Origin of the sequence: Pseudomonas khavaziana (assembly GCF_036704165.1) — a bacterium.
Taxonomy (GTDB): domain Bacteria; phylum Pseudomonadota; class Gammaproteobacteria; order Pseudomonadales; family Pseudomonadaceae; genus Aquipseudomonas; species Aquipseudomonas khavaziana.
The window spans coordinates 6,088,191-6,114,298 of the sequence record NZ_CP129946.1 but is presented as its reverse complement, the minus strand read 5'-3'; the positions used below and the strand labels follow the sequence as shown (position 1 = coordinate 6,114,298).

26 protein-coding genes and 1 riboswitch are annotated in these 26,108 nt (G+C 60.8%); of the genes, 17 read left to right on the top strand and 9 right to left on the bottom strand.

The window, feature by feature from the left end; genetic code table 11:
* Positions 1–173 precede the first annotated feature (173 nt).
* The 9 genes from mdcA to madM all read left to right on the top strand — a co-directional run bounded on the left by mdcA (position 174) and on the right by madM (position 7,295).
* Positions 174–1,844: a malonate decarboxylase subunit alpha gene (gene mdcA / locus QYQ93_RS27355; protein ID WP_338475897.1), complete on the top strand. Its 1,671-nt coding sequence runs from the start codon at positions 174–176 to the stop codon at positions 1,842–1,844.
* Positions 1,845–2,678: a triphosphoribosyl-dephospho-CoA synthase gene (locus QYQ93_RS27350; RefSeq protein ID WP_043046256.1), complete on the top strand. Its 834-nt coding sequence runs from the start codon at positions 1,845–1,847 to the stop codon at positions 2,676–2,678. It abuts the gene before it with no gap.
* Positions 2,678–2,977, top strand: coding sequence for a malonate decarboxylase subunit delta (locus QYQ93_RS27345; RefSeq protein WP_043046255.1), 300 nt, complete (start codon positions 2,678–2,680; stop codon positions 2,975–2,977). Before QYQ93_RS27350 ends, QYQ93_RS27345 begins: the two co-directional genes overlap by 1 nt.
* A complete protein-coding gene (locus QYQ93_RS27340) occupies positions 2,970–3,812 on the top strand; it encodes a biotin-independent malonate decarboxylase subunit beta (protein ID WP_043046253.1) in 843 nt (280 codons plus the stop codon). Before QYQ93_RS27345 ends, QYQ93_RS27340 begins: the two co-directional genes overlap by 8 nt.
* Complete coding sequence (gene mdcE, locus QYQ93_RS27335) at positions 3,809–4,579, top strand: biotin-independent malonate decarboxylase subunit gamma (protein ID WP_338475896.1); 771 nt, start codon at positions 3,809–3,811, stop codon at positions 4,577–4,579. Before QYQ93_RS27340 ends, mdcE begins: the two co-directional genes overlap by 4 nt.
* A complete protein-coding gene (locus QYQ93_RS27330) occupies positions 4,573–5,169 on the top strand; it encodes a malonate decarboxylase holo-ACP synthase (protein WP_043046250.1) in 597 nt (198 codons plus the stop codon). Before mdcE ends, QYQ93_RS27330 begins: the two co-directional genes overlap by 7 nt.
* Positions 5,166–6,065, top strand: coding sequence for a malonate decarboxylase subunit epsilon (gene mdcH / locus QYQ93_RS27325; RefSeq protein ID WP_338475894.1), 900 nt, complete (start codon positions 5,166–5,168; stop codon positions 6,063–6,065). The genes QYQ93_RS27330 and mdcH overlap by 4 nt, the downstream gene beginning before the upstream one ends.
* A 67-nt stretch (positions 6,066–6,132) precedes the next feature.
* Positions 6,133–6,525 (top strand): malonate transporter subunit MadL, encoded by a 393-nt coding sequence (gene madL / locus QYQ93_RS27320; RefSeq protein WP_043046248.1) that lies wholly within the window; start codon positions 6,133–6,135, stop codon positions 6,523–6,525.
* A 5-nt stretch (positions 6,526–6,530) separates the two neighbouring features.
* Positions 6,531–7,295 (top strand): malonate transporter subunit MadM, encoded by a 765-nt coding sequence (madM, locus tag QYQ93_RS27315; protein ID WP_217880874.1) that lies wholly within the window; start codon positions 6,531–6,533, stop codon positions 7,293–7,295.
* 223 nt (positions 7,296–7,518) lie between these two features.
* Here madM and QYQ93_RS27310 read toward each other — a convergent pair whose 3' ends face one another.
* A complete protein-coding gene (locus tag QYQ93_RS27310) occupies positions 7,519–8,433 on the bottom strand; it encodes a LysR family transcriptional regulator (RefSeq protein ID WP_043046247.1) in 915 nt (304 codons plus the stop codon).
* Between the two features lie 146 nt (positions 8,434–8,579).
* Here QYQ93_RS27310 and trhA point away from each other — a divergent pair, with 146 nt between their 5' ends.
* On the top strand, positions 8,580–9,197 hold the full coding sequence (trhA, locus tag QYQ93_RS27305; RefSeq protein ID WP_043046246.1) for a PAQR family membrane homeostasis protein TrhA: 618 nt from the start codon (positions 8,580–8,582) through the stop codon (positions 9,195–9,197).
* Positions 9,198–9,305: 108 nt separating this feature from the next.
* On the opposite strand, the gene QYQ93_RS27300 is transcribed toward trhA, so the two are convergent.
* Positions 9,306–10,208, bottom strand: a complete 903-nt coding sequence (locus tag QYQ93_RS27300; protein WP_043046245.1) for a LysR family transcriptional regulator — start codon at positions 10,206–10,208, stop codon at positions 9,306–9,308.
* Between the two features lie 108 nt (positions 10,209–10,316).
* Between QYQ93_RS27300 and QYQ93_RS27295 the strand changes: the two genes are divergently transcribed.
* Genes QYQ93_RS27295 through QYQ93_RS27285 form a run of 3 tightly spaced genes read left to right on the top strand, consistent with a single transcriptional unit; the run spans position 10,317 to position 12,846 of the window.
* A complete protein-coding gene (locus QYQ93_RS27295) occupies positions 10,317–11,558 on the top strand; it encodes a D-amino acid dehydrogenase (RefSeq protein ID WP_043046243.1) in 1,242 nt (413 codons plus the stop codon).
* Between the two features lie 10 nt (positions 11,559–11,568).
* Positions 11,569–11,919, top strand: coding sequence for a RidA family protein (locus QYQ93_RS27290; RefSeq protein WP_043046241.1), 351 nt, complete (start codon positions 11,569–11,571; stop codon positions 11,917–11,919).
* 24 nt (positions 11,920–11,943) lie between these two features.
* Complete coding sequence (locus QYQ93_RS27285; protein ID WP_043046239.1) at positions 11,944–12,846, top strand: transporter substrate-binding domain-containing protein; 903 nt, start codon at positions 11,944–11,946, stop codon at positions 12,844–12,846.
* Between the two features lie 9 nt (positions 12,847–12,855).
* Here the strand turns inward: QYQ93_RS27285 and QYQ93_RS27280 are convergent, their stop codons facing one another.
* Entirely contained in the window at positions 12,856–13,575 is a 720-nt protein-coding gene (locus QYQ93_RS27280; protein ID WP_338475893.1) for a 16S rRNA (uracil(1498)-N(3))-methyltransferase, read from the bottom strand.
* 134 nt (positions 13,576–13,709) lie between these two features.
* Positions 13,710–15,116: an adenosylmethionine--8-amino-7-oxononanoate transaminase gene (locus tag QYQ93_RS27275; RefSeq protein WP_043046236.1), complete on the bottom strand. Its 1,407-nt coding sequence runs from the start codon at positions 15,114–15,116 to the stop codon at positions 13,710–13,712.
* 272 nt (positions 15,117–15,388) lie between these two features.
* On the opposite strand from QYQ93_RS27275, the gene QYQ93_RS27270 reads away from it, so the two are divergent.
* Together QYQ93_RS27270 and QYQ93_RS27265 are read left to right on the top strand one after the other, a co-directional pair.
* Positions 15,389–15,940 (top strand): cytochrome b, encoded by a 552-nt coding sequence (locus QYQ93_RS27270; protein ID WP_056782984.1) that lies wholly within the window; start codon positions 15,389–15,391, stop codon positions 15,938–15,940.
* Positions 15,941–15,972: 32 nt separating this feature from the next.
* Positions 15,973–16,572, top strand: a complete 600-nt coding sequence (locus QYQ93_RS27265; RefSeq protein ID WP_043046234.1) for a YceI family protein — start codon at positions 15,973–15,975, stop codon at positions 16,570–16,572.
* A gap of 146 nt (positions 16,573–16,718) precedes the next feature.
* Here QYQ93_RS27265 and QYQ93_RS27260 read toward each other — a convergent pair whose 3' ends face one another.
* The 5 genes from QYQ93_RS27260 to ahcY form a co-directional block, all read right to left on the bottom strand.
* Positions 16,719–18,608 (bottom strand): DEAD/DEAH box helicase, encoded by a 1,890-nt coding sequence (locus QYQ93_RS27260; protein ID WP_043046232.1) that lies wholly within the window; start codon positions 18,606–18,608, stop codon positions 16,719–16,721.
* Between the two features lie 222 nt (positions 18,609–18,830).
* Positions 18,831–19,634: a substrate-binding periplasmic protein gene (locus QYQ93_RS27255; RefSeq protein ID WP_043046230.1), complete on the bottom strand. Its 804-nt coding sequence runs from the start codon at positions 19,632–19,634 to the stop codon at positions 18,831–18,833.
* Between the two features lie 63 nt (positions 19,635–19,697).
* Positions 19,698–20,780, bottom strand: a complete 1,083-nt coding sequence (locus tag QYQ93_RS27250; protein ID WP_043046228.1) for a hypothetical protein — start codon at positions 20,778–20,780, stop codon at positions 19,698–19,700.
* Between the two features lie 78 nt (positions 20,781–20,858).
* Complete coding sequence (metF, locus tag QYQ93_RS27245) at positions 20,859–21,704, bottom strand: methylenetetrahydrofolate reductase [NAD(P)H] (protein WP_043046227.1); 846 nt, start codon at positions 21,702–21,704, stop codon at positions 20,859–20,861.
* Between the two features lie 178 nt (positions 21,705–21,882).
* Complete coding sequence (ahcY, locus tag QYQ93_RS27240; protein ID WP_043046226.1) at positions 21,883–23,292, bottom strand: adenosylhomocysteinase; 1,410 nt, start codon at positions 23,290–23,292, stop codon at positions 21,883–21,885.
* Between the two features lie 21 nt (positions 23,293–23,313).
* A riboswitch (S-adenosyl-L-homocysteine riboswitch) is annotated at positions 23,314–23,420 on the bottom strand.
* Between the two features lie 198 nt (positions 23,421–23,618).
* Between ahcY and QYQ93_RS27235 the strand changes: the two genes are divergently transcribed.
* Both QYQ93_RS27235 and QYQ93_RS27230 read left to right on the top strand, forming a co-directional pair.
* Positions 23,619–24,023: an acyl-CoA thioesterase gene (locus QYQ93_RS27235; RefSeq protein WP_043046224.1), complete on the top strand. Its 405-nt coding sequence runs from the start codon at positions 23,619–23,621 to the stop codon at positions 24,021–24,023.
* Between the two features lie 100 nt (positions 24,024–24,123).
* Entirely contained in the window at positions 24,124–26,043 is a 1,920-nt protein-coding gene (locus tag QYQ93_RS27230) for a patatin-like phospholipase family protein (RefSeq protein WP_338475891.1), read from the top strand.
* Positions 26,044–26,108 lie beyond the last annotated feature (65 nt).

Genomic DNA, 26,108 nt, shown 5'->3' with positions numbered 1-26,108 from the left:
GCGGTGGGTCGGCCAGTAAATTTGTGGCTGATACATCGCAATCCGGAGCAAGCCCCTCCCACATTTTCAGCTTTGTTACTCCAGGCGTAACGGTCTGTCGCTGAGCTTGATTGATAGCACCCAAATTCACTCCTAAGGTACAGCCCCACGACAGCAAACCCCGTGGAGCGACCATGACAACAACCATCACCCCCGACTCGCGCTGGACGCGGCGGCGCGACGAGAAGCAGCGGCGGCTCGGGCTGGTCAAAAAAATTGCAGACGGGGCGGTGCTGCCCAGTGACAAGATCGTCGAGGCCCTGGAAGCGTTGATCCTGCCGGGTGACCGCGTGGTGCTGGAGGGCAACAATCAGAAGCAAGCCGATTTCCTCTCGCGCTCCCTGGCCAAGACCGACCCGGCCAAGCTCCATGATTTGCACATGATCATGCCCAGTGTCGGGCGTGCCGAGCACCTGGACCTGTTTGAAAAAGGCATCGCCCGCAAGCTGGATTTCTCTTTTGCCGGCACTCAATCCCTGCGCATCAGCCAGTTGCTGGAAGACGGCCTGCTGGAAATCGGCGCGATCCATACCTACATCGAACTCTATGCGCGCCTGGTGGTGGACCTGATCCCCAATGTGGTGCTCTCGGCCGGTTTCATGGCTGACCGGGCCGGCAACATCTACACCGGCGCCAGCACCGAAGACACCCCGGCGCTGATCGAACCCGCGGCGTTCAGCGATGGCATCGTCATTGTGCAGGTCAACCAGTTGGTGGATGACGTCACCGACTTGCCTCGTGTGGACATCCCCGCAAGCTGGGTCGATTTCGTGGTGGTGGCCGACAAGCCGTTCTACATCGAGCCGTTGTTCACCCGCGACCCGCGCCATATCAAGCCGGTGCATGTATTGATGGCGATGATGGCGATCCGTGGCATTTACGAAAAACACAATGTGCAGTCGCTCAACCATGGCATTGGCTTCAACACTGCCGCTATTGAGTTGATCCTGCCCACCTACGGCGAATCCCTGGGTCTGAAGGGCAAGATCTGCCGCAATTGGACCCTCAACCCACACCCCACGTTGATCCCGGCGATTGAAAGCGGTTGGGTCGAGAGCGTGCACTGCTTCGGCACCGAGCTGGGCATGGAAAACTACATCGCCGCCCGCCCGGATGTGTTCTTCACCGGTCGCGATGGCTCGATGCGCTCCAACCGCATGTTCTGCCAATTGGCCGGCCAGTACGCGGTAGACCTGTTTATCGGCGCCACCCTGCAAGTGGATGGCGACGGGCATTCCAGCACGGTGACCCGTGGCCGCCTCGCTGGTTTCGGTGGTGCGCCGAACATGGGCCACGACCCGCGTGGTCGTCGGCACGGCACACCGGCCTGGCTGGACATGCGCCACGACGATGCGCCCGAAGCCTTGCTTGAACGCGGCAAAAAACTCGTGGTGCAAATGGTCGAAACCTTCCAGGAAGGCGGCAAACCCACCTTTGTCGACACCCTCGACGCGGTGGAAGTGGCACGCAAAAGCGGCATGCCACTGGCGCCGATCATGATCTACGGCGACGACGTTACCCACTTGCTCACCGAAGAAGGCATTGCCTACCTCTACAAAGCGCGCTCCCTGGAAGAACGTCAGGCAATGATCGCCGCCGTCGCCGGGGTGACCGCCATCGGTATGCGCCATAACCCCAAAGACACCGCCCGCATGCGCCGCGAAGGCTTGATCGCCCTGCCCGAAGACCTGGGTATCCGCCGCACCGACGCCACCCGCGAGTTGCTCGCTGCCAAGAGCGTAGCCGACCTGGTGGAATGGTCCGGTGGCTTGTACAACCCGCCCGCCAAATTCAGGAGCTGGTAAATGCGTGCCCTCAAACTGCATGAAATCAGTCTCGCTGATCGCCTGGCGGATATGGCCGTCGATGCGCTGATCGATGAAGCGGATTTGTCGCCCAAACCCGCTCTGGTAGACCGTCGCGGCAACGGTGCCCACAGCGATTTGCATCTGGGCCTGATGCACGCGTCGGCGCTGTCGCTGTGGCCGATGTTCAAGGAAATGGCCGAGGCCGCGTTTGAAATCGGCGAAGTTGGCCTGCCCCTGCGTGAAGCCCTTGGCCGTATTGGCCGCGACGGTGAGCAAGCGATGCTCGCCACTACCAACGGTGTGAACACCCACCGCGGTGCGATCTGGGCCCTCGGTTTGCTCACCGCCGCAGCGGCCCTGGAACCCCGTGCCGTCACGCTGAACGCAGCCAAGCTGGCCTTGCTCAATGATCGTCACGCCCCTCAACCCATGAGCCACGGCGCCCAGGTCGCCCAGCGCTACGGCGCCCGCGGTGCCCGCGAAGAAGCGCAATTGGGTTTTCCCGCCGTGATGCAACGCGGCCTGCCGCAATTGCATAAAAGCCGCGGGCAAAACGCCGGTGAACAGAATGCGCGCCTGGACGCTTTGCTGGCGATCATGACCGAGCTGGCCGATACCTGCGTGCTCTACCGCGCCGGCACTGAAGGCCTTCAAGCCATGCAGCAAGGCGCCCAGGCCGTGCTCGATGCCGGCGGCAGTGCAACCCTTGCTGGCCGCCGCCAACTGCACGCCCTGGACCAGCAACTCCTGGCCCTGAATGCCTCCCCTGGCGGTGCTGCCGACTTGCTGGCCGCTTGCCTGTTTATCGACCGCCTCGACGGAGTGTTGTGATGGAAACCTTATCCTTTGAATTCCCTGCCGGGCAGCCGCCCAAAGGCCGTGCGCTGGTGGGGTGTGTCGGTTCGGGCGACCTCGAAGTGTTGCTGGAGCCGGGCACTCCCGGCACGCTGACGATCCAGGTGCAGACCTCGGTCAACGGCGCCGAGCAACGCTGGCGGCATCTGTTCGAACGCATTTTTCAAGAGCAGGCGCCGCCTGCGTTGAAGATTGATATCCACGATTTCGGTGCCACCCCCGGCGTGGTGCGTTTGCGCCTGGAGCAAGGTTTCGAGGAGGTCGGCCATGACTGATTTGCTCAACAAACACAGCTTTGTCGAACTCGGCGCACGGCAACGGGCCAAGGCGTTGCTGGATGCCGGTACTTACCGTGAGCTGATCGACCCGTTTCAACGGGTCATGTCGCCGTGGCTCAGCCGCCAGGGCGTGGTGCCCCAGGCCGATGACGGCGTGGTGATTGCCAAGGGCAGCATCGCCGGCTTGCCGGTGGTGGTCGCCGCTATCGAAGGTAATTTCCAGGGCGGCAGCCTCGGCGAAGTCGGCGGCGCGAAGATCGCAGGCGCTCTGGAACTGGCCGCTGAGGATAACCGCAACGGCATCCCGACCCGCGCCGTGCTGCTGCTGGAAACCGGCGGCGTGCGTTTGCAGGAAGCCAACCTGGGTCTTGCGGCGATTGCCGATATTCACGCGGCGATTGTCGACCTGCGCCAGTACCAGCCGGTGGTTGGCGTGGTGGCGGGCAGTGTCGGTTGTTTCGGTGGCATGTCCATCGCGGCCGGCCTGTGCAGTTACCTGGTCGTCACCCGCGAAGCACGCCTGGGTTTGAACGGCCCGCAGGTGATCGAACAGGAGGCCGGCCTGGAAGAATACGACTCCCGCGACCGGCCTTTCATTTGGAGCCTTACCGGCGGCGAGCAACGTTTTAACAGTGGCTTGGCCGACCGTTACGTGGCGGACGATGTGGCGCAGATCCAGCAGACTGTCAGCGCGCTGTTACAGCAAGGTGCGCCCCAAGAGCAACGCAGCCGCCGCGCTGATTTCTATCTGGCGCGCCTGGCTGAATTGGACGCCACCGTACAAATCGAGCCGGCTACGGTGCGCGCTCTGTATCAGGGAGAACGCCCATGAGAGGGTTGCAGTGGTTCAACGCTTTGAGCGCTGGCGCGACACCCGTAGAGGGTTTGCCGGACTCGTTGAAAGTCGCAGACGGCGTATTGGGTGAACAGGCGGTGCGCTTTATCGCCGTGGTCACCGATGCCAATAACCGCTTCCCGCGTGCGCGCAATGGCGAAGTCGGTTTGCTGGAAGGTTGGGGGCTGGCCAAGGCCGTCGATGAAGCCATCGAAAAGGGGGACAAACGCCCGCTGATCGCCATTGTCGACGTGCCTAGCCAAGCCTACGGCCGTCGTGAAGAAGCCCTCGGCATCCACCAGGCCCTGGCCGCCGCCGCCGACAGCTACGCCCGCGCACGCCTGGCCGGGCACCCGGTGATTGCATTGCTGGTGGGCAAGGCCATGTCCGGCGCGTTTCTGGCCCACGGTTACCAGGCCAATCGCTTGATCGCCCTGCGCGATCCTGGCGTGATGGTGCACGCCATGGGCAAGGCTTCGGCCGCACGGGTAACGCTGCGTAGCGTCGAAGAGCTCGAAGCCCTGGCCGCCAGCGTGCCGCCGATGGCCTATGACATCGACAGCTATGCCAGCCTGGGTTTGCTCTGGGAGACTTTGTCGGTGAGCCAGATTGAACAGCCGACGCCGGACGATGTGGTACGGGTCAGCGATTGCCTGGTGCAGGCGATCAAAGATGTCGCGCAGCCTGATTTAAAAGGACGTCTCGGTGCGACTAATCGCGCCGCCTCAAGCCACGTACGCCAACTGCTGCGGGAACAATGGTGAACGCCCACGATTTGCTCTGGGGCATGACCCCCGCACATCTCCCCGCTGGCGCTCCGGCCTGGGCGCGGGACGCGCTGAGCGCCGGTCATCCCGTAGTGGTGCGGCGCGCCATTACCGAAGCGGGTCAAGTGGCGGTTGGCGTACGTGGGCGTCTACGTGAGCAGCGTTATGGGGCGGTGATGCCTGTTGCTGCGGTGCAACGGCGCGTGGTGCCCGAAGACTTGCGCCAGGTGATCTCGCCACGGGATTTACCGGCGCTGCGGGCGCTCCATCAACTGCGGCCAGTGTTGGCGCAGTATCACTGGGGCGTCAGTGGCAGCGCCGGGTTTGAATTGGCGAGCGGCGTCGAAGCGTTGCATGCCATGAGTGACCTGGATTTGATCCTGCGCACCCCCGAACCGCTTGATCGCAACGCGGCGCGTGCATTGCTGGCGAAACTCGACACCGCGCCGTGCGCCGTGGACCTGCAACTGCAAACCCCGTTTGGTGCCGTGGCCTTGCGCGAATGGGCCGGCGGATCTCGTCGTGTGCTGCTCAAAACCAGCAGTGGCGCGCACCTTGTACCCGACCCTTGGCAGGCTGTGGCATGAGCAGCCTCTTGGTGTTTCCGGGGCAGGGCGCCCAACGCGTGGGCATGCTCCAGGCGCTGCCAGTCGAGGTTCTGGAAGAAGCCAGTGATGCCTTGGGTGAAGATGTTCGCCAGCTCGATTCGGCGCAGGCCTTGGCGAGCACGCGTGCGGTGCAACTGTGCCTGCTGATCGTCGGCGTTGCCTATGCCCAGCAGTTGCGCCATACGCCTGACTACGTGGCGGGCCTGTCCATCGGCGCTTACCCGGCCGCCGTCATCGCCGGCGCCCTGGATTTCGCTGATGCGCTGAAACTGGTCAGCCTGCGTGGCGAGCTGATGCAACAGGCTTATCCACAGGGCTACGGCATGACCGCCCTGATCGGACTCGATTTATCCACGGTTGAAGCCTTGCTGGCAGATATCCACAGCGCCGCAACTCCGGTGTACCTGGCCAATATCAACGCCGACAACCAGACCGTGATCGCCGGCAGCAATGAGGCGATGCAGCGTGTCGCCGAGCGCATCAAAGGCAACGGCATCGCCAAGCGTCTGGCAGTGAGCGTGCCGTCCCACTGTGCGCTGCTGGAAGCGCCGGCCAAGGTGCTTGCCCAAGCGTTCGTCCCACTCAAGGAGCCGCGCATCACCTACCTGAGCAGCACCCGCGCACGACCCATCCACAACCCCGAGCAACTGCGCGACGACCTGGCCTTCAACATGTGCCGCGTTGTCGACTGGCGCGGCACCGTGCAAAGCGCCTACGAGCGCGGTGTGCGCCTGCAAATCGAACTGCCCCCGGGCGCGGTGCTCACCGGTCTGTCACGCCGCGTTTTCGAACAAGGCACGGTGATCGCCTGCGAAGGCGCACGCCTGGATACCTTGCAGGCCCTGCTGCAAGAGGAGGAACGCCGCCAACGATAAAGCAGCACCCAAGGCTTTCGAAGCACAACAACAACAATTTCGAACGAGCACTTTGAGGACAACAATAATGATTATCTACGGTGTGGCGTTTCTGGCGCTGTGTACCTTGGCTGGCCTGTTTGTGGGTGAGCTGCTGGGCAAATGGATGGGTATCCCGGCCAACGTCGGCGGGGTGGGTATCGCCATGTTGCTGTTGATCGGGCTGGGCAGTTACCTCGGTAAGCGCGGCTTGTTTACCGGCAAGTCGGAGCAGGGCGTGAGCTTCTGGGCCGCGATCTATATCCCGATTGTGGTGGCGATGGCGGCCCAGCAAAACGTATATGGCGCCATCAGCGGCGGGCCCATGGCGATTCTGGCCGGGACCGTTGCGGTGGTGCTGGGCTTTGCCTTGGTGCCGGTGCTGGTACGCATCGGCAACCGCGAGCCTGCTGCGGTTGTTCCCACCAAAGAAGCCGGGTGACCGTCATGTACGAATCGATGATGAAAGTGATCACCGGCTACGGCTTGATCAGTGGTTTTGCCGTGATCGGCCTGACCATGTGGGTCTCCTACTGGATTTCCGACACCTTTACCAAAGGCCGCCTGCATGGCTCGGCGATCGCCATTCTGCTGGGCTTGGCGCTGTCGTATGTGGGCGGAGCCTTTACCGGCGGCTCGAAGGGTGTGGTGGATATTCCGTTGTTGTCAGGTATCGGCCTGTTGGGTGGTGCCATGCTGCGGGACTTTGCCATTGTCGCCACGGCGTTTGGCGTGAGTGTCGATGAGCTCAAGCGCGCTGGATATGTTGGCGTACTGGCGTTGTTTGTCGGCGTGGGTTCGTCGTTTATTGCCGGGGTCGGAGTGGCGATGGCGTTCGGTTATACCGATGCGGTGAGCCTCACCACCATCGGCGCCGGAGCTGTGACTTATATTGTCGGCCCGGTGACCGGCGCGGCGATCGGTGCCAGTTCCGAGGTGATGGCGCTGTCGATTGCAGCCGGGTTGATCAAGGCGATTCTGGTGATGGTGATGACACCGTTCGTGGCGCCGCTGATCGGGCTGAACAACCCGCGCAGTGCGGTGATCTTCGGCGGCTTGATGGGCACTTCCAGCGGTGTGGCGGGCGGGTTGGCGGCGACTGATCCGAAGTTGGTGCCTTATGGGTGTTTGACCGCGGCGTTTTATACAGCGCTGGGGTGTTTGTTGGGGCCGTCGTTGTTGTTTTTGGTGATGAGGGGGTTGGTGGGCTGACTTGGGATTTTCGCTGTTTGGTCTGGCGCTATCGGGGGCAAGCCCTAATGCCAGTCAGTTAAGCCCTTTTGTAGGAGCGAGCTTGCTCGCGAAACACTCACAGGCGCCGCATTCATTCAGCAAGCACGCGTTTTCGTTAACGTTTTTCGCGAGCAAGCTCGCTCCTACAGAGGGCGATGTACGCTTAACTGACTGGCATTAGGGCTTGCCCCCGATAGCGGTCTCAAACCTGGCGATTGGCATACATTCGACACTCCGCCAACAACGCCAGCAGGTTCGGGTCACGCTCCTTGGCCTTCAAGAACACCACGCCGATCTGCTGCTGCAACCGATACCTGGGTTGCAGCGGTATCAGCTTCACGCGGTTCTCATACACCGCCGCAATCCGCCCAGGCAGCAGCGCATAACCCACCCCCGAGCTGACCATGCTCAGCAAGGTGAAGATATCGTTTACCTGCATCGCCACCTTCGGTTCAAACCCCGCTTGCTTGAACACCCGGTTGCCGTCCTGGTGTGTGGCGAAGCCCTGTGTGAGGGTGATGAAGGTGGCGTCGCGTACGTCGGCCAGGTCGATTTGCTGGTTGCGGTCCAGGGGCGAGTCGGCGGGGGTGGCCAGGAAAATGTCATCGCTGAACAGGGCGATCTGCTCACAGTCAGGGTCGTTGGCGTGTTCGTCGAGGGAGATGAGGATCGCGTCGACTTCCATGTTCTTGAGTTTGTAGAGCAGGTCGAAATTGGAGCCGAGGATCAGGTCTATGTTGAGTTCGCTGCGGCGGATTTTCAGGCCCATGATCAGTTGCGGTACGGTTTTTACCGTCAGCGAATACAGCGAGCCGAGCTTGAAACGCTCGGCGGAGAAGCCGGCGGCTTCGCGGGTCAGGCGTACGCTGTCGACCACATCGGCCACCAGTTTCTGTGCGCGTTCTTCGAGCACGTAGGCGCTTTCCAGTGGTGTGAGGTTGCGGCCTTCATGTTTGAACAGCGGGCAGCGCAGGGCATTTTCCAGGGAGTGGATGGCGCGGTGCACACTGACGTTGCTGGTTTGCAACTCGGCGGCGGCGCGGGCCAGGTTGCCGGTGCGCATGAACGCCAGGAAGATTTCCAGCTTCTTGAGGGTGAACTCTTCGTCGATCAGCATGGCCATGGGCTCTTGTTCGATTGCCTGCGATTGTGCCCGCAAACGCGTGCGCCGTCCTCGGAACGTCACAAGCCGCTTGCACTCTTATGCGCAAGGCTGGACGCTTGCCAGCCTGTTCTTGAAGGTTATGGGGAGGTCGGTGACAGATGTACCACGGGGAACGATTCAACGCCTGGAGCCATTTGCTCGGTGCAGTCGCGGCGTGTATTGGCGCCGTGTGGATGTTGGTGGTGGCGAGCCTGGACGGCAGCCCCTGGAAAATCGTCAGCGTGGCGATCTATGGCTTTACCCTGATGGTGCTGTACAGCGCGTCGACGGTGTACCACAGCGTGCGGGGGCGACGAAAAGCGATCATGCAGAAGGTCGATCACTTTTCCATCTACCTGTTGATCGCCGGCAGCTACACGCCGTTCTGCCTGGTGACCCTGCGCGGGCCCTGGGGCTGGACGCTGTTCGGGATTGTGTGGGGGCTGGCGGTGATCGGCATCCTGCAAGAGATCAAGCCGCGCTCGGAGGCGCGGATTCTGTCCATCGTGATCTACGCGGTAATGGGCTGGATCGTGCTGGTGGCGGTCAAGCCGCTGATAGCGGCGCTGGGCACGGCCGGGTTTATCTGGTTGGCGTCGGGCGGCGTGTTGTACACCGTGGGCATCATCTTTTTTGCCCTGGAAGATCGCCTGCGCCATTCCCACGGGATCTGGCATTTGTTTGTAATTGGCGGCAGCCTCCTGCATTTTGTGGCGATCATGCATTACGTGCTCTGAATATGTGAGGGGGCTTGCTCACGATGGCGGTGAGTCAGTCTATACAGGTGCTGGCTGATCTATTGCGATCGGGAGCAAGCCTCCTCTCACAATGGGTCTTCGGTGGTATTAGAGACGTGCCAATAGCTCACAGGCGCGACTACCGAAAATCTGCAGCAGCTTGGCCAGCATATGCGGCGGTGGCTCGTTGGCGCGGGTCAGGGCGTATAGGGTGATCGGCAGGGGTGGCGTGAGGGTGCGGATGCAGGTGGTTGCCGTCGATGCGCCGAGGGCGGTAAAGGGGTCAATGACTGTCAGGCCGGCGCCTGACTCCACCATCGCCCGGGCCAGGGAATAGGTTTGCACCGAGATGGTCACGCGTGGCGGTGGATCGACGTTCTCCAGGTAGCTGTCCAGCTTGGTCGCCAACGGATCAGCACTGGAAAGCCCGATCAATGGCGCGCCCGCCAGTTCGCTCAGCGGCAATGGCTGGTTGATTTCAGCCGCCGACCAATAGCCCTTGGACGCCAATGCAACCAGCACGCCATTGGCCAGCACCTGTGTGGTCAACCCAGGATGACCGGAAAAGTTGAGGGTCAGCGCCAGGTCGATTTCGCGCATCAACAGCTTTTGGACCAGCTCACGGCTATGGTCGCTGGACAGCTCGCAAGCCATGTCGGGGTATTCGCGCTTCCATTCCAGAATGGCCGGAGGCAGCAGCGACAAGGCCAACGCCGGAATCGCACCAATGCGTACGCTTTGCCCCGGGGCGCGGCGCAGGCTCTTGGCTAGACGCCTTACACCTTGCAAGCTCTCGGTGACTTTCTCGACTTCGCTTTCCAGTGCCAGGGCTTCCGGCGTGGGCTGCAATTTGCCGCGCACCCGCAGAAACAGCGCAAAGCCCAGCTGCAGTTCGGCGTGCTGTAACACTTTGGTCACTGCTGGTTGCGAGACGTGCAGCAGCTGCGCGGCGGCGCTGATCGAGCCAGTCTGGCGAATGGCCTGGAAGATTTCGATATGACGCAAGCGCATGGCAAGTCCATAACCTTTGTTTATAGGTGACCCATCTTTATTCATTGTCGGTGGTCTGTCACCTGCGCCTACGCTTGGTCCTCAGTTAATCAACGGTCGGGGGCTGGGATGGCCAGGCAGGTTTGTATCATCGGTGGTGGGGTTATCGGCTTGGCCAGTGCTTATGCTTTGGTACGGGCTGGCCATGAGGTAACGGTGATCGACGCCCGCGATACCTTGGGCAGCGAAACCAGTTTCGCCAACGGTGGGCAGCTGTCTTATCGCTATGTTGCGCCATTGGCCGACGCTGGCGTGCCGCTGCAGGCGATTGGGTGGCTGTTGCGCGGCGACTCGCCGCTGAAGCTGCGCCCACGGCTTGACCTCCAGCAATGGCGATGGATGGCCGCGTTCATCGGTGCCTGCCGGGGCTCGGTGAACAAGCGCAACGCTGCCCACTTGCTGCGGCTGGCGAGCCTGAGTCAAGGCACCTTGCAGCAATGGCGTGTCGATGATCGCCTGGATGGCTTCGACTGGCGGCGCAACGGCAAGCTGGTGACCTTTCGCAATGCCGAGACGTTTGAGCGTGCACGCAGCAAGGTCGCCGACGTCCTGCAGCAGCAGGTGCTGTCTGCGGTGGATTGTACGCACCTGGAACCTGCGTTGGCGGCGGGTGGGTTTGTCGGCGGCATCTATACCCCGAATGAGGAAGTGGCGGACTGTCATGCCTTTTGCCAACAGCTGGCAGCTCGGTTAAAGGCTTCAGGGCGCTGTACATTTTTGCTGGGTCGCAAGGTTACCGGGATTCGTCACGCCGACGGTACGGTGCAGGCCATCGAAATGGGCCACGACGTGATGCCGGTCGAACAGTTGGTGCTGGCTGCCGGGCATCGCAGCGCCGAGTTGGCGTTGCCGCGCTTGTCGCTGCCGCTGTACCCGCTCAAAGGCTACAGTCTGAGCGTGCCGATCGGCGCGCAGCACAACGCGCCGAACGTGAGCATCACCGACTATGACCGCAAGATCGTCTACGCGCGCATCGGTGAGCAACTGCGGATCGCGGCCATGGTGGATATTGTCGGCTTTGATGCGCGTCTTGAGCCCAAGCGCCTGGCCTTGATAAAGCGCCAGGCGCTGGAGACGTTTCCCTTGGCCGGTGATTACGCCCACGCGGTCGAATGGGCCGGTATGCGCCCGGCAACACCGACGGGCGTGCCATTGATCGGCGCCAGCGTCTACCGCAACCTGTGGTTGAACCTGGGGCACGGCGCGCTTGGTTTTACCCTGGCCTGTGGCAGCGGCCAGCTATTGGCTGAATTGATCAGCCAGCATGTTCCTTCCATTGATATGCAGGGCCTGGCGCCCCGCGCCGCTTGAGGATGCAGCCATGACCATCACCCGAATCAACAGCAACGAGCGTCTTAGCGGTGCCGTGACCTTCAAGGACCTGGTGTTTCTCTCGGGCCAGGTGCCGGGCGATGGCCAGGACGTGGCCAGCCAAACCCGAGAAGTGTTGGCCAAGATCGACGCGCTGTTGGCCGAGGCGGGCAGCGACAAGGATCACCTGCTCAACGCGACGATTTACCTGAAGGACATCGGTACCGGTTTTACGCCGATGAATGAAGCCTGGTCCGCATGGCTCTCGCCGGGAATGGCGCCCACGCGCACCACCCTGCAAGCAGCGCTGGCGCGCCCGAGTGTGCTGGTGGAAATCAGCGTGATTGCAGTACGTAAATAACCGACCTACCAACGGAGAATAACAATGAAAAAAATCCTGTTGACCGGCTGCACCCTGGGGCTTTTGCTGGGCGCACAGGCCCATGCGACTGAAACGTCTCTGACGGGCGCTTTGAGCAAGATCGCCAGCGCCAAGTCCATCACCCTGGGCTATCGAGATGCGTCGGTGCCGTTTTCCTACGTGGGAGATCAGAGTGGCAAGCCGATGGGCTATTCGGTGGATCTGGCGAACAAGATTGTCGAGCGCATCCAACAGAAAATCGGGCTGAGCGACCTCAAGGTGAAGTACAACCTGGTGACGTCCCAGACCCGAATTCCACTGGTGCAGAACGGCACCGTCGACCTGGAGTGCGGCTCCACTGGTGTGACGGCCGAGCGGCAAAAGCAGGTGGCGTTCTCGTATGGTTTTATCTACGTCAAAGGCCAGTTGCTGACGGCCAAGGACAGCGGCATCAAGGGCTTCGCAGACCTCAAGGGCAAGAACGTGGTGACCACCGCCGGCACCACCAACGAGCGCTTTCTCAAGAGTTACAACGCCGAGCATAAGGCCGATATGTTTGTCATCAGCGCCAAGGACCATGGCGAAGCCTTCAAGATGCTTGAGACCGGCCGTGCGGCGGCGTTCTATATGGATGATGCGTTGCTTTATGGCGAGCGCGCCAAGGCCAAGGACCCGCACCATTGGGCAGTGGTGGGTGAGGAGCAATCCCGGGAGATCTACAGCTGCATGGTGCGCAAGGACGACCCGCAGTTTCTCGCGGTGGTCAACGAAACCTTGGGCGATTTGTACCGCTCAGGAGAGATCAACGGGATTTACCAGCGCTGGTTTGAACAGCCGATTCCGCCGAAGGGCCTGAACCTGGAATTCCCGATGACCAGCGAGTTGAAGGCGATCATTGCGCAGCCGGTGAGTGATCCGGTGGAGTGATCGCTCCGTTTAGAAATCACCCCAGAGTTGCTGGGCGACCGACAGCGCCACCACGGGCGCGGTTTCGGTACGTAATACCCGTGGACCCAACCGCGCAGCATGGAAGCCAGCGCCTTGGGCGGTGTCGACTTCGCCGTCGGTCAAGCCACCTTCCGGCCCGATCAGAAATGCCAGGCTCGCCGGCTTCGCGTGACTGATCATCGGCTCGGCGACTGGGTGCAACACCAGTTTCAGGTCGGCTTCAGTTTGCTTCAGCCAGTCGGCCAGCAACACTGGTGCGTGAATCACCGGCACCGTAGAACGCCCACATTGCTCGCACGCGCTGATTGCCACTTGGCGCCAGTGCAGCAGGCGTTTGTCGGCGCGTTCGTCCTTGAGGCGCACTTCGCAACGCTCGCTGAAGATCGGCGTGATCGCATTGACGCCCAGTTCCGTGGCTTTCTGGATCGCCCAATCCATACGCTCACCCCGGGACAGGCCCTGGCCGAGGTGGATGTGCAGCGGCGATTCGGCCTGGCCGGCAAAGCTTTCTGTCAGTTGCACAGTGACGCGTTTCTTACCGACTTCCAGCAAAATACCCCGGAACTCCTGGCCAGAGCCGTCGAACAATTGCACGGCATCGCCTTCACCCATGCGCAACACACGGCTGATGTAATGCGCCTGGGCCTCGGGCAGTTCGTGATCGCCCAGGCTCAGTGGGGTGTCGGTGAAAAAGCGGGACAGTCTCATTTCTGTTCTCTGAAAAGGTGTATGTAGGAGCGAGGGGGACGCCTAGTTCTTGCTCGCGAAAAACGTATATCCGACGCAGCGGTGCGCTTGGAATGCCTTCGCGAGCAAGCTCGCTCCTATAAGGATTTAGGCAGTCAACCCGGATCACGGAAGCCTGGGTGAAAATCTTTCGGCACTGCCACACTGACTTTGCTGTTAGTGGCGATATCAATCCCCTCGCTGGCCACCTCGGCCAGAAAGTCGATCTGCTCCGGGGTAATCACATACGGCGGCAGGAAATACACCACGCTGCCCAACGGCCGCAACAGCGCGCCGCGTTCCAGGGCATGCTCGAAGACCTTCAGGCCACGGCGTTCCTGCCATGGGTAGGCGGTCTTGGTGGCTTTGTCCTGCACCATCTCGATGGCCAGCACCATGCCGGTCTGGCGGATTTCCGCGACATGGGGATGGTCCACCAGGTGCGCGGTGGCGGTGGCCATACGCTGGGCCAGGGCTTTGTTGTTTTCGATGACGTTGTCTTCTTCGAAAATATCCAGGGTTGCCAAGGCCGCCGCGCATGCCAGGGGATTGCCGGTGTAACTGTGGGAGTGCAGGAAGGCGCGCAGGGTCGAGTAGTCGTCGTAGAACGCGTCGTAGACATCGTCGGTGGTGACCACGGCGGCCAGTGGCAGGTAACCGCCAGTGAGGGCCTTGGACAGGCACAGGAAGTCAGGGCGGATGCCGGCCTGTTCACAGGCGAACATGCTGCCGGTGCGACCGAAGCCCACGGCGATTTCATCGTGGATCAGGTGTACGCCATAGCGGTCGCAGGCTTCGCGCAGCAGCTTGAGGTATACCGGGTGGTACATGCGCATGCCGCCGGCGCCCTGGATCAGTGGCTCGACGATGACCGCCGCGACGGTGTCATGGTTGTCGGCCAGGGTCTGTTCCATGGCCAGGAACATGTTGCGCGAATGTTCTTCCCAGCTCATGCCGTCGGGGCGCAGGTAGCAGTCCGGGCTCGGCACCTTGATGGTGTCGAGCAGCAGTGCCTTGTAGGTTTCGGTAAACAGCGGCACGTCGCCCACCGACATCGCGGCGATGGTTTCGCCATGGTAGCTGTTGGTCAGGGTGACGAAGCGCTTCTTGTTTGGCAGGCCGCGGTTGAGCCAGTAGTGAAAGCTCATCTTCAACGCGACTTCGATACAGGATGAACCGTTATCGGCATAGAAGCAGCGCGTCAGGCCTTCAGGCGTCATCTGCACCAGGCGTTCAGACAGCTCGATCACCGGCTGGTGACTGAATCCGGCGAGGATCACGTGTTCCAGTTGATCGACCTGATCCTTGATGCGCTGGTTGATACGCGGGTTGGCGTGGCCAAACACATTGACCCACCAGGAACTGACAGCATCGAGGTAGCGCTTGCCTTCGAAGTCCTCCAGCCATACGCCTTCACCGCGCTTGATCGGGATCAGCGGCAGTTGCTGGTGGTCTTTCATCTGGGTGCAGGGATGCCACAGCACCGCGAGGTCGCGTTGCATCCACTGGTTATTCAAGCCCATCGGTGATCTCCTCGAAGCGGTCCTGCGGCCTGCGCAGGTGTAACAATCGGGCAAGCCTATGCAATGGTGGCTTGGGTCACAAGCCATTACGGGCAAATTCGCGGTAAATGCAGGACGGTCTGTCACGTTTCCAGGGAATAGTCTTAATCCCTTGTTAATTTATGATACCTAGCCTCTTCATCGTATTTCTCGATATTTCAAAGCGAAATTTTCCGCTTTAATTCGATAGGTAAAACGCTAGTCTTGGGCACAGTTCTTACGGGATTAAGTACATGCAGCTACGCAATTCGCCCGCTCGCTACGGTTGGGTCAGCATGGTTCTCCACTGGGGAGTTGCCTTGGTGGTGTTCGGTTTATTCGCATTGGGCCTGTGGATGGTCGGCCTCGACTACTACAGCGCCTGGCGCAAAGATGCGCCTGACTTGCACAAGAGCATTGGCATCACGCTGTTTGCCATCATGCTGGTACGTATCGTCTGGCGCCTGGTCAGCCCGCCGCCACCGCCGCTGGCCAGCTATAGCCGCATGACACGGATCGGTGCTGCATTTGGGCACGCGTTCCTGTATCTGGGGCTGTTTGCCGTGATGATTGCCGGTTACCTGATTTCCACCGCCGACGGTGTCGGTATCCCGGTGTTTGGCCTGTTTGAAATTCCTGCCCTGGTTTCCGGTCTACCGGACCAGGCAGATACCGCCGGTTGGGTGCATCTGTACCTGGCCTGGGTGTTGGTGGTCTTCGCCGGCTTGCATGGCGTGGCTGCGTTGAAACACCACTTTATCGATCGTGATGCGACCCTGACACGAATGCTGGGGCGCAAAGCCTGATGTTCAACCTCGACTCACAAGGAATAGAAAGCATGTTGAAAAAAACACTCGCTGCTCTGGCAATCGGTTCTGCCCTGCTGTCCGCTGGTTCGGCGATGGCCGCTGACTATGTGATCGACAAGGAAGGCCAGCACGCCTTCGTCGATTTCAAGATCAGCCACCTGGGCTACAGCTACATCACCGGTACCTTCAAGGACCTGGACGGCAAATTCAGCTTTGACGCTGCCAAGCCAGAAGACGCCAAGATTGAAATGAATGTCCGCACCGCCAGCGTGTTCTCCAACCACGCCGAGCGCGACAAGCATGTCAACAGCGCAGACTTTCTGGATTCGGGCAAATTCCCTGACGCCAAGTTCGTCTCCACCAGCGTCAAGCCAACCGGCAAGAACGCTGATGGCAAGCAGACTGCTGATGTCACTGGCGACCTGACCTTCCATGGCGTAACCAAGCCTATCGTGGTCAAGGCTACGTTCCTGGGCGAAGGCAAGGATCCATGGGGTGGTTACCGTGCAGGCTTTGAAGGCACCACCTCGATCAGCCGTAAAGAGTTCGTTCCGAAGGGCATGGACGTAGGTCCACAGTCCGACGTGGTTCAGCTGTACATCACCTTTGAAGGTGTGAAAGCGAAGTAATGCTTCGTATGTAGGAGCGAGCTTGCTCGCGAAGGCCGCAAGGACACCGCGTTAAACCAGGATGCTCGCGTTATCGTTGACGACCTTAGCAAGCAAGCCCGTTCCTACAGGCAAAAAAAACCCGTATCTCGCGATACGGGTTTTTTTTATGCCTCGCGGTTGCGGGTCAGCAACGCTGGTTTTTCACCCCGAGGACGACCTGGCAGTTGGTCCAACTGCTCGGGTGTCGGGAAACGATCGGCTTTCGACTCCTTGTGGATGATCTTCGGCGCCGGGCCACCACGCGGGTTTTGCACCGCTGGCTCAGACAGGCGCGGCTGGTCATCACGGGCCGGGCGGCGATTGTTGCTGCGCGAATCTTCACGACGCGCCTGGCCGTCACGTGGTGCACCATTGCGCGGGCCGCTGCGCTTGGCAGGCGGAGTACCGGTAGTCCCGCCGCTGCTGTTGCGCGGGCCGTTCTGGCGACCGCCTTGTGGCTGGCCGCCACGGGGAGCACCCGCACCAGCGCCTTGTGCCGGGGCGCCTGGACGACGACCACGGCCCTGGGCGGGCTTGGCCTGAGGCACGTAGTCGACGCGGTTACCGAAGTTGTCCACATCGTCGTCGAGGAACTCGTCCGGGGCACGGTCAGCGGCGGCGCGCGGCGGCTGGCTCGGCTGGCGCTGTTCGCGGGCCGGAGTACCTTCGCGAGGCTTCTGCTCACGGGCCGGGCGTTCGCCACGGCTGCTGGTCGCGGATTTTTCCTTGCCCTTGTCCTTGCCTTTGTCGCGACGGCCACCGCCACCACCGCCGCCGTTCGGGCCATCGCCCTTCGGACCGCGTGGGTTACGTGGGTTGCGCACATCCGGACGCTCGCGGGCTTCAGGCTTCTCGGCCTCCACGGCGCTGGCATCGAAGCCCATCAGGTCGCCGTCGGCGATTTTCTGCTTGGTCATGCGCTCGATGCTTTTCAGCAGTTTTTCTTCGTCCGGCGCGACCAGGGAAATGGCCTCGCCCGAACGACCGGCACGGCCAGTACGGCCGATACGGTGCACATAGTCTTCATCGACGTTGGGCAGCTCGAAGTTGACCACGTGTGGCAACTGGTCGATATCCAGGCCGCGTGCGGCGATATCGGTGGCGACCAGGATACGTACGGAGCCGGCCTTGAAATCGGCCAGGGCCTTGGTGCGTGCGTTCTGGCTCTTGTTGCCGTGGATGGCGACGGCGGTGAGGCCGTGTTTGTCCAGGTACTCGGCCAGGCGATTGGCGCCGTGCTTGGTGCGGGTGAAGACCAGTACCTGTTCCCACGCGCCGTGGGTGATCAGGTGTGCCAGCAGCGCACGCTTGTGGCTGGCGGCCAGGCGGAATACGCGTTGCTCGATACGCTCGACCGTGGTGTTCGGCGGCGTGACTTCGATGCGTTCCGGGTTGTGCAGCAGCTTGCCGGCCAGGGCGGTGATGTCCTGGGAGAACGTTGCCGAGAACAGCAGGTTCTGGCGTTTTGCCGGCAGGCGGGCGAGGACCTTCTTCACGTCATGGACAAAGCCCATGTCGAGCATGCGGTCGGCTTCGTCCAGCACGAGGATTTCCACGTGGGACAAATCGACGCTGCCTTGGCCGCACAGATCAAGCAAACGGCCGGGGCAGGCCACCAGCACGTCGACGCCACGGGACATGGCCTGAACCTGGGGGTTCATGCCGACGCCGCCGAAGATGCAGGCGCTGACGAACTTCAAGTCGCGGGCATACAGCTTGAAGCTGTCATGCACCTGGGCTGCGAGTTCGCGGGTTGGGGTCAGGACCAGTACGCGCGGTTGGCGCGGGCCATGACGCTGGGATTTGTCCGGGTGACCGTTGGGAAACAACCGCTCCAGGATCGGGAGGGCGAAACCGCCGGTTTTACCAGTACCTGTCTGAGCCGCGACCATCAGGTCGCGACCTTGCAACACGGCGGGAATGGCCCGCTGTTGCACCGGAGTAGGCTCGGTATAGCCCGCCGCCTCGATGGCGCGGACTAAAGCCTCGGAGAGACCGAGGGAAGCAAAGGACATGAGTAATCCTGTTTTAGTTAGGGCTTGGCCCAAAGGGATAATCTTGCCGGGCGTGAATGGCGCTTAGGGGAGCGAAATCCCGTCCGGTCCTGCTGCGTCTGGTGGGCACGCCACCGGCTCGCGCGGGCTGCAAAGCTGCGCAGTAGCTGGGTTGGGTGCCTTTTTCAAGACCCGAGCGGCCGGGCGTAAGCCTGGCGGAAAGGCCGGAGTATAACAGAGCAATCACGGTGCGCTGCTTTCCTGCTGCTCAACGGCGCGTCCTGACGCTGATATAGGCGCCTTTTGTGTGTGCATTCCACCATATTTGGCGCTCAAGGCGGCATAGGCCGGCTCTTGCTTGAAGCGCTTGAGCTCGGCGGCAAAGCGTTGTACCAGCAGGTCCATGCCCGCGCCACGCCGCACCGCGAGAAATTGCGGCTGGCGGCTGACCACCACCGACGCCTGGCTGACCTTGCCCTCAAGGCCCAGCGCCTTGATCACGTGTTGCCCGACCCGTCGGTCAGTAACCACCAGATCGATGCGCCCGAGCATGAGCTTACCGAAATTGGCTTCATGGCTGGGTGCGGGCTCACGCTCAAAGGCGCTGGAGTCGCTGAATGCATCGCCATAGAGGTAGCCGGGGGAAATGCCGACGGTCAGGCCACGCAGGTCATCGAGGGTTTCGGCGGGATGCGGGCGGTCGTTGGCGTAGAACAGCACGAACTCGACTTGCGACAATGGCTCACCGGGGTAGAGCAACAAGGCGTCACGGTCGTGGCTGTGGAAAATATCCAGCGCGCCGTCAGCGTGGCCCTGATCGAGCATCGCCAGGCAGCGCTTCCAGGGCAGGAACTGCCATTGCACCTCGACGCCAAGTCGCTGGAACACGATCACGGTGGTTTCATAGTCCAGGCCAGCCATGCGGCCGTGGTCATCGTAGACGTAGGGGGCCCAGGGCTCGGTAACAATGCGCAATTTCTCGCCATTAGCGGCCAGGCTCAGGCAAGCAAAAAGCGCAGCGGTCAACAGCTTGAAAATGACGGGCATGCCCTCAGGTTACGATGCTCCTGGGCGAAAGAGAAGCTCTGGCATGCGCATTGGCGGACGGTCCTATTTCGCCGGAACGTCGAGCAGGTGTTCGTGGATCGCGGCGCGGCGCTCACCCAGGATCAGGCGCACCAAGGGGTTGGCGAACCAGTGCTCCAACTGGTGGGCATCGATTGGGCGCTTCTGGCGTTCCTCCTGGTTTTGTCGGGCCTTATCCCACCAAACCGGACCGCAGGCCTGGTCGAACTCGTTTTCGTGTTCGTAGCAACCGTAAAGAATTTCGCGGATGAACTGTCGCTGGTGCTTGGGCAGCAACAGGGTGATGAGCTTATACATCAAGCGCTGCAAGCGTGGTGGACGTGGCAGATGCGAGGACACCTGACGCGTGTCGGCCAGGGCTTGGGCACTGGTAGGAGCGCTGGCGTGCTTGGCGATCCACGCCTTGACCTTGGCCCGGAACAGCTGCTTACGGCTCCAGTAATGATGGATCAGGTCCGGGCACTCGCGCACCTTGACAGTGCGATAGGCGGCGATGGATAGGCAGAATTCCTCCAGGGTATACGCGCCCTGGGCATGGGGGAACAGCTCATCCATCAACTCAATGGAGCGATCGAGGATGTGCGCATCCTGCTGGGTCAGGCCCATGACGCCGGAATTGAGGGTCATCATGTCATCGTCGGCCACGCCCATATCCAGCAGGCGCTGGCGCAGAGCCGTGTAGAGGATGCTTTCGTGATTATCGCCGTACTTGGTGTAGAAGGCATTGCACAGCAGGGTGCCGGGCTGGACGCGCTCGAACAGCGCCATGGGCGAGTGGTGGAAGAAGGTGTCGGTGTCGATCAGCAGCGCCACCGGGGACTCTTGCAACACTTGGCGCAGCACCACGTGTTTGGTGCGAAAGTGATAGCCGTGGGGCTCGCTCCAGCGTTTGCGGGTGGCCTCGTCAAGAGGGCGCACGCGCACCGGCAGCAGGCGATAAGGTTCGGGATTGTCGCTGAATACCTGGATGTCTACGTTTGCGTCCGGAGTCTCCTGCAGGAACGCAAGTGCGCTGGCAATGCTGAACACCGCCTCCTGGTGGTAGGTCTCGGCACCGAAGACCAGGTAGACCAGTTGCGGACGGGAAGGCGAGGACACTGTATTCATGGACTACGGGGTTCCGTGGATAACGTAAAACGACAAAGGCCCTCGTCTGGACGAGGGCCTTGGCACAACCGGAAAGCTCTAGCGTGGCAGCTTGAGGTTGTTCCAAATGGCAAGGCTGGGTTCAGCCTGATTCAGGGTATAGAAGTGCAACCCTGGCGCGCCACCTTGCAACAATTGCTCACACATCTCGGTAATGACCTGCTCGCCGAACGCCTGGATGCTTTTGACATCGTCGCCATAGGCTTCCAGTTGTTTGCGCACCCAGCGTGGGATCTCGGCGCCGCAGGCGTCGGAAAAGCGCGCCAGCTTGCTGTAATTGGTGATTGGCATGATGCCCGGCACGATCGGGATGTTCACACCCATCGCCCGTACACGCTCGACGAAGTAGAAGTAGCTGTCGGCGTTGAAGAAGTACTGGGTAATCGCACTGTTGGCGCCGGCATTGGCCTTGCGCACGAAATTCTGCAAATCGTCCTCGAAATTGCGCGCCTGGGGGTGCATTTCCGGGTAGGCGGCCACTTCGATATGGAAGTGATCGCCACTTTCTTCACGGATAAAACTCACCAGCTCGTTGGCGTAGCGCAGCTCGCCGCTGGCCATGCCCATGCCTGAGGGCAGGTCGCCACGCAGGGCGACGATACGCTGGATACCGGCTTGCTGGTAATGGGTCAGCAGGCCGCGCAGGTCGTTCTTACTGTCGCCCACGCACGACAAGTGCGGAGCGGCGGGAATTTTGACTTGGCTTTCCAACTGCAGCACGGTGTTGATCGTGCGGTCGCGGGTCGAACCACCGGCGCCGTAGGTGCAGGAAAAGAAGTCGGGGTTGTAGCTGGCCAGCACCTTGGCGGTGGCCATCAGTTTTTCATGCCCAGCATCGGTCTTGGTCGGGAAGAACTCGAAGCTGTAGCGACGGTCTTGGGACATGGTCATACCCTTTGAAACCCAGAATTGCGGAGTGTGTACACCGTCGATGTGGGAGGGGGCTTGCTCCCGATGGCGGTGTGTCAGTTAATAATATATTGACTGGCCCACCGCCATCGGGAGCAAGCCCCCTCCCACATTAAAGCCCGCTCCCCCAAAGGGAGAGTGGGCAGCAGGTGTATCAGTAGCGGTAAGCGTGCGGCTTGAATGGGCCTTCAACCGTCACGCCGATGTAGTCGGCCTGGGTCTTGGTCAGTTGAGTCACCACGCCGCCGAAGCCGCGGACCATTTCCAGGGCCACTTCTTCGTCGAGTTTCTTCGGCAGCACTTCCACGGTCAGGCGCTCGGCTTTCTGGGCTGGCGACAGGTCGGCGTACTTCTGTTGGAACAGGAAGATCTGCGCCAGTACCTGGTTGGCAAACGAGCCGTCCATGATGCGGCTTGGGTGGCCGGTGGCGTTGCCCAGGTTAACCAGGCGGCCTTCGGCCAGCAGGATCAGGTAGTCATCGTTCTGCGGGTCGAACTGACCGGCACCGGTACGGTGAACCTTGTGAACCTGCGGCTTCACTTCTTCCCATGCCCAGTTCTTACGCATGAAGGCGGTGTCGATCTCGTTGTCGAAGTGACCGATGTTGCACACCACGGCGCGCTTTTTCAGGGCCTTGAGCATGTTTGCATCGCACACGTTCACGTTACCGGTGGTGGTGACGATCAGATCGATCTTGCCCAGCAGGGCTTTGTCGATGCTTGCTTCGGTGCCGTCGTTGATGCCGTCGATGAACGGTGAAACCACTTCGAAACCGTCCATGCAGGCTTGCATGGCGCAGATCGGGTCGACTTCGGAAACCTTGACGATCATGCCTTCCTGGCGCAGGGACTGGGACGAACCCTTGCCCACGTCACCGTAGCCGATCACCAGGGCTTGCTTGCCCGACAGCAGGTGGTCGGTGCCGCGCTTGATCGCGTCGTTCAGGCTGTGACGGCAGCCGTACTTGTTGTCGTTCTTGCTCTTGGTCACCGAGTCGTTGACGTTGATGGCCGGGATTTTCAACTCGCCCTTGGCCAGCATGTCCAGCAGGCGGTGCACGCCGGTGGTGGTTTCTTCGGTCACGCCGTGGACGCGGTCGAGGATCTGCGGGTACTTCTTGTGCAGCAGCTCGGTCAGGTCACCGCCGTCGTCGAGGATCATGTTGGCATCCCATGGCGCGCCATCCTTGAGGATGGTTTGCTCCAGGCACCACTCGTACTCTTCTTCTGTCTCGCCCTTCCAGGCAAATACCGGGATACCGGCGGCAGCGATGGCGGCAGCGGCCTGGTCCTGGGTCGAGAAGATGTTGCAGGACGACCAACGCACTTCGGCACCCAGTGCAACCAGGGTCTCGATCAGCACGGCGGTCTGGATGGTCATGTGGATGCAGCCGAGGATCTTCGCGCCCTTGAGCGGTTGCTCGGCGGCGTACTTGCGACGCAGGCCCATGAGGGCAGGCATTTCGGATTCGGCGATAAAGGTTTCGCGACGGCCCCAGGCAGCGAGGGACATGTCGGCGACTTTGTAGTCGGTGAAATCTGCAGGCGTGATGACAGCGCTCATGAAGAGCCTCCATTCGTAGTGTGCGAATGGGCGCCGTTGTGCGTTTAGTATCAGGCCAGGGCAACCAGGCCGGACAACGCCCCATCCGAGCCTGACAGGTTGAACCTGCTGCAGCGCCCCTCGGACAGGTGGCGGGAGAACGGTATCAACTGAAGATGACCGTTTTGAAGCGGGAGCGATTATAGCCGTGTACGGCGCACTTCCCAAGCCTTTCTGTCGGCCGCATGAAGATCGCTCATGGGGGTGATAGGCAATGGTTCATAGAGCTTGGGACCGCGCTCTGCCATGATGTTGCCCATCATTTGGCAAGACGCTTTGGAGTGACCATGAACTTCCACACCCGCAAATGGGTAAAACCCGAAGACCTCAACCCCAACGGCACCCTGTTTGGCGGTAGCCTGCTGCGCTGGATCGATGAAGAAGCGGCCATCTATGCGATTGTCCAGCTCGGCAACCAGCGCGTGGTGACCAAGTACATTTCCGAAATCAACTTTGTCAGCGCCTCGCGTCAGGGCGACATCATCGAACTGGGCATCACCGCTACCGAGTTTGGCCGCACCTCGATCACCCTGACCTGCGAAGTGCGTAACAAGATCACCCGCAAAAGCATCCTGACCGTGGAAAAAATGGTCTTCGTCAACCTCGGCGAAGACGGTTTGCCAGCGCCTCACGGCCGTACCGAAATCAAGTACGTGAAGGACCAGTTCAAGGACGACGGTCTCTCTGAGTAACAGCTGCATGGCATGATTTGCGTTACCAGTTTCTACCGCATGGATCGTTCCGAGGCTCTCTCATCACTCAGGCCTACACCCTGTAGAGAGAGCCTCGTGTATGAATGTCTCAAAGCCCGTTGTACAGAATCAGCCACTGCTACCTCTAAACCTCGATCAAGAGGTGAAGACGCCCTTGGTCAAAAGCGCGGGCGCAAGCAAGGTCAGCGTTTTTCGCCACGGCGACGGGCGTGTGGAGGTCGCACTGTCACCGCCCCCCCCGGCACACCTGGTGCTCAGTGGTGGTGGTGCCAAGGGCATCGCCTTTCCAGGGGTGGTGCAGGCCCTTGAAGAGGCCGACAAACTGAAAGACATCAAGGTGGTTTCCGGCTCATCTGCCGGTGCGATCTCTGCAGCGGTGCTCGCCAGTGGCATGGACGCCAAGGCATTCACCGAGTTGTCGAACAACCTCGACCTGCCCAGCTTGCTCAACAGCAAAAACCCGGTCCTGGCCTGGCTGCAGGGTGTCAGTTCCCAGCTTGGCAAGCTCGCCGGCAAGCTGCCTGGCCCGGTGGGTAATATTTCTCAACTGTTGCTGACCATGTTGCCGCGCCTGCAAAGCGACGCACAGCCACTGGAGGAATTGATCCGCGACCAGTCACGTCAATCCATACTCGCCCATATCGCGGACATACCCGAGGCCAAACGGCCGACTGAAGTCACCGAAATCGCCAACCGGCTCAGCGCGGGAGCAGGGCCTGCCTTTCGCGATCTGGAGGTGTTGAGTCGCCATATCCCGGCGATCAAGCAGCTCAACATCACGGGTACTGGCATGTTCGATGGCCGCCCGCAATTGGTGGTGTTCAATGCCAGCTTGACGCCGGATATGGATATTGCTCGTGCGGCGCATATTTCCAGTGCGCTGCCGGGCCTGTTCAGTAGTCCATCCGAGCAAGGCCATGGGTTCCAGGCCGAAGCTGAAATCACGGCTTTTCAGGATGGTGGACTGTTGCTCAATACGCCGGCTTCCGGGGTTATCGAACGTTCTTTCCCGGAGAGTCCCCTGAGCAAGGACGAAACGCTGATCGTAAAATTCGAGTCTGAAAAAACCGCTGATTCGTCCAACAGCGGCAGCTTTTTCAGTTTTCTGGGCGACACCTTCTCGGGGGCACCGCATACCGCTGCGCAAGCCTACCAGGACGACCGGCTCAAAGCGTTCGAGGATCAATCGATAACCTTGCCGCTGAATTCGGAAAAAGGTGATTTTCGCGGCCTGCTTAACGGCACGGTCAACTTCACCATGACCCCTGAGCAGAAGCAGCACCTGCAGGCCAAGGCTCACCAGGCAGTGTCAGGGCATCTGGAAAAGCGCGAGTTGGTGCGTGAGCGTCATGAGTTCGCCTCCCTGGACGATGCTGTGATGGCGATGGATGATCAAATGCTCGCCGGCGTGCAGGATGAGCTGCACAAGGATCCGGCTGGCGCAGACGCGTTGCGGTTTCGCCAGCAGGCACAACAGGCGCTGCAAGCGTTGGACGCCGCGATCAGCGAAGCCAATCAGTCCAGCACGTCGCTGGTGATTACACCGATGCTGGCCTCGGCGCTACGCAATCTGGATGCCCTGGCTGGCAGGCCCGAGCATATCGAGTGGCTGGGCAAACGCTTGAATGCGCCGGGCCATCGTAATTTCCAGCAGTTGTTGCAGGTGGGCGCCAGACTGGCGTCGAGCAATTCTTCGAGCCTGTCCAAGGTGTTGAGCAGCGCCGTTACTGAAATGCAAAGACGGGATGTCGGGGTGAAGGGCGAGAATTTTACCAGGGAGGTCATTTACCCGTCGTTGTACCTTCCCGGCCAGCCGCCCGCCAACGTTGAGTTGTTGCAGCGCGCGGCGCGAGATCTGCGCGACGCAACCACACCGGCTGACTTCAACAGCGTGCTCAACGGCATCATCAAATACTATCAACCCCACGATAAGCCCTGGAACACTCTGGTCAGTTCCCCTGCGGTAGACCAGGCAAAGGCCTGGCTTATTCCGGTTTAGCTGCCGAGCCATTGAACAGCCATCGTTGCGGCAGGTCGTAGTTTCAGGCACCTCTCGGACTCTGG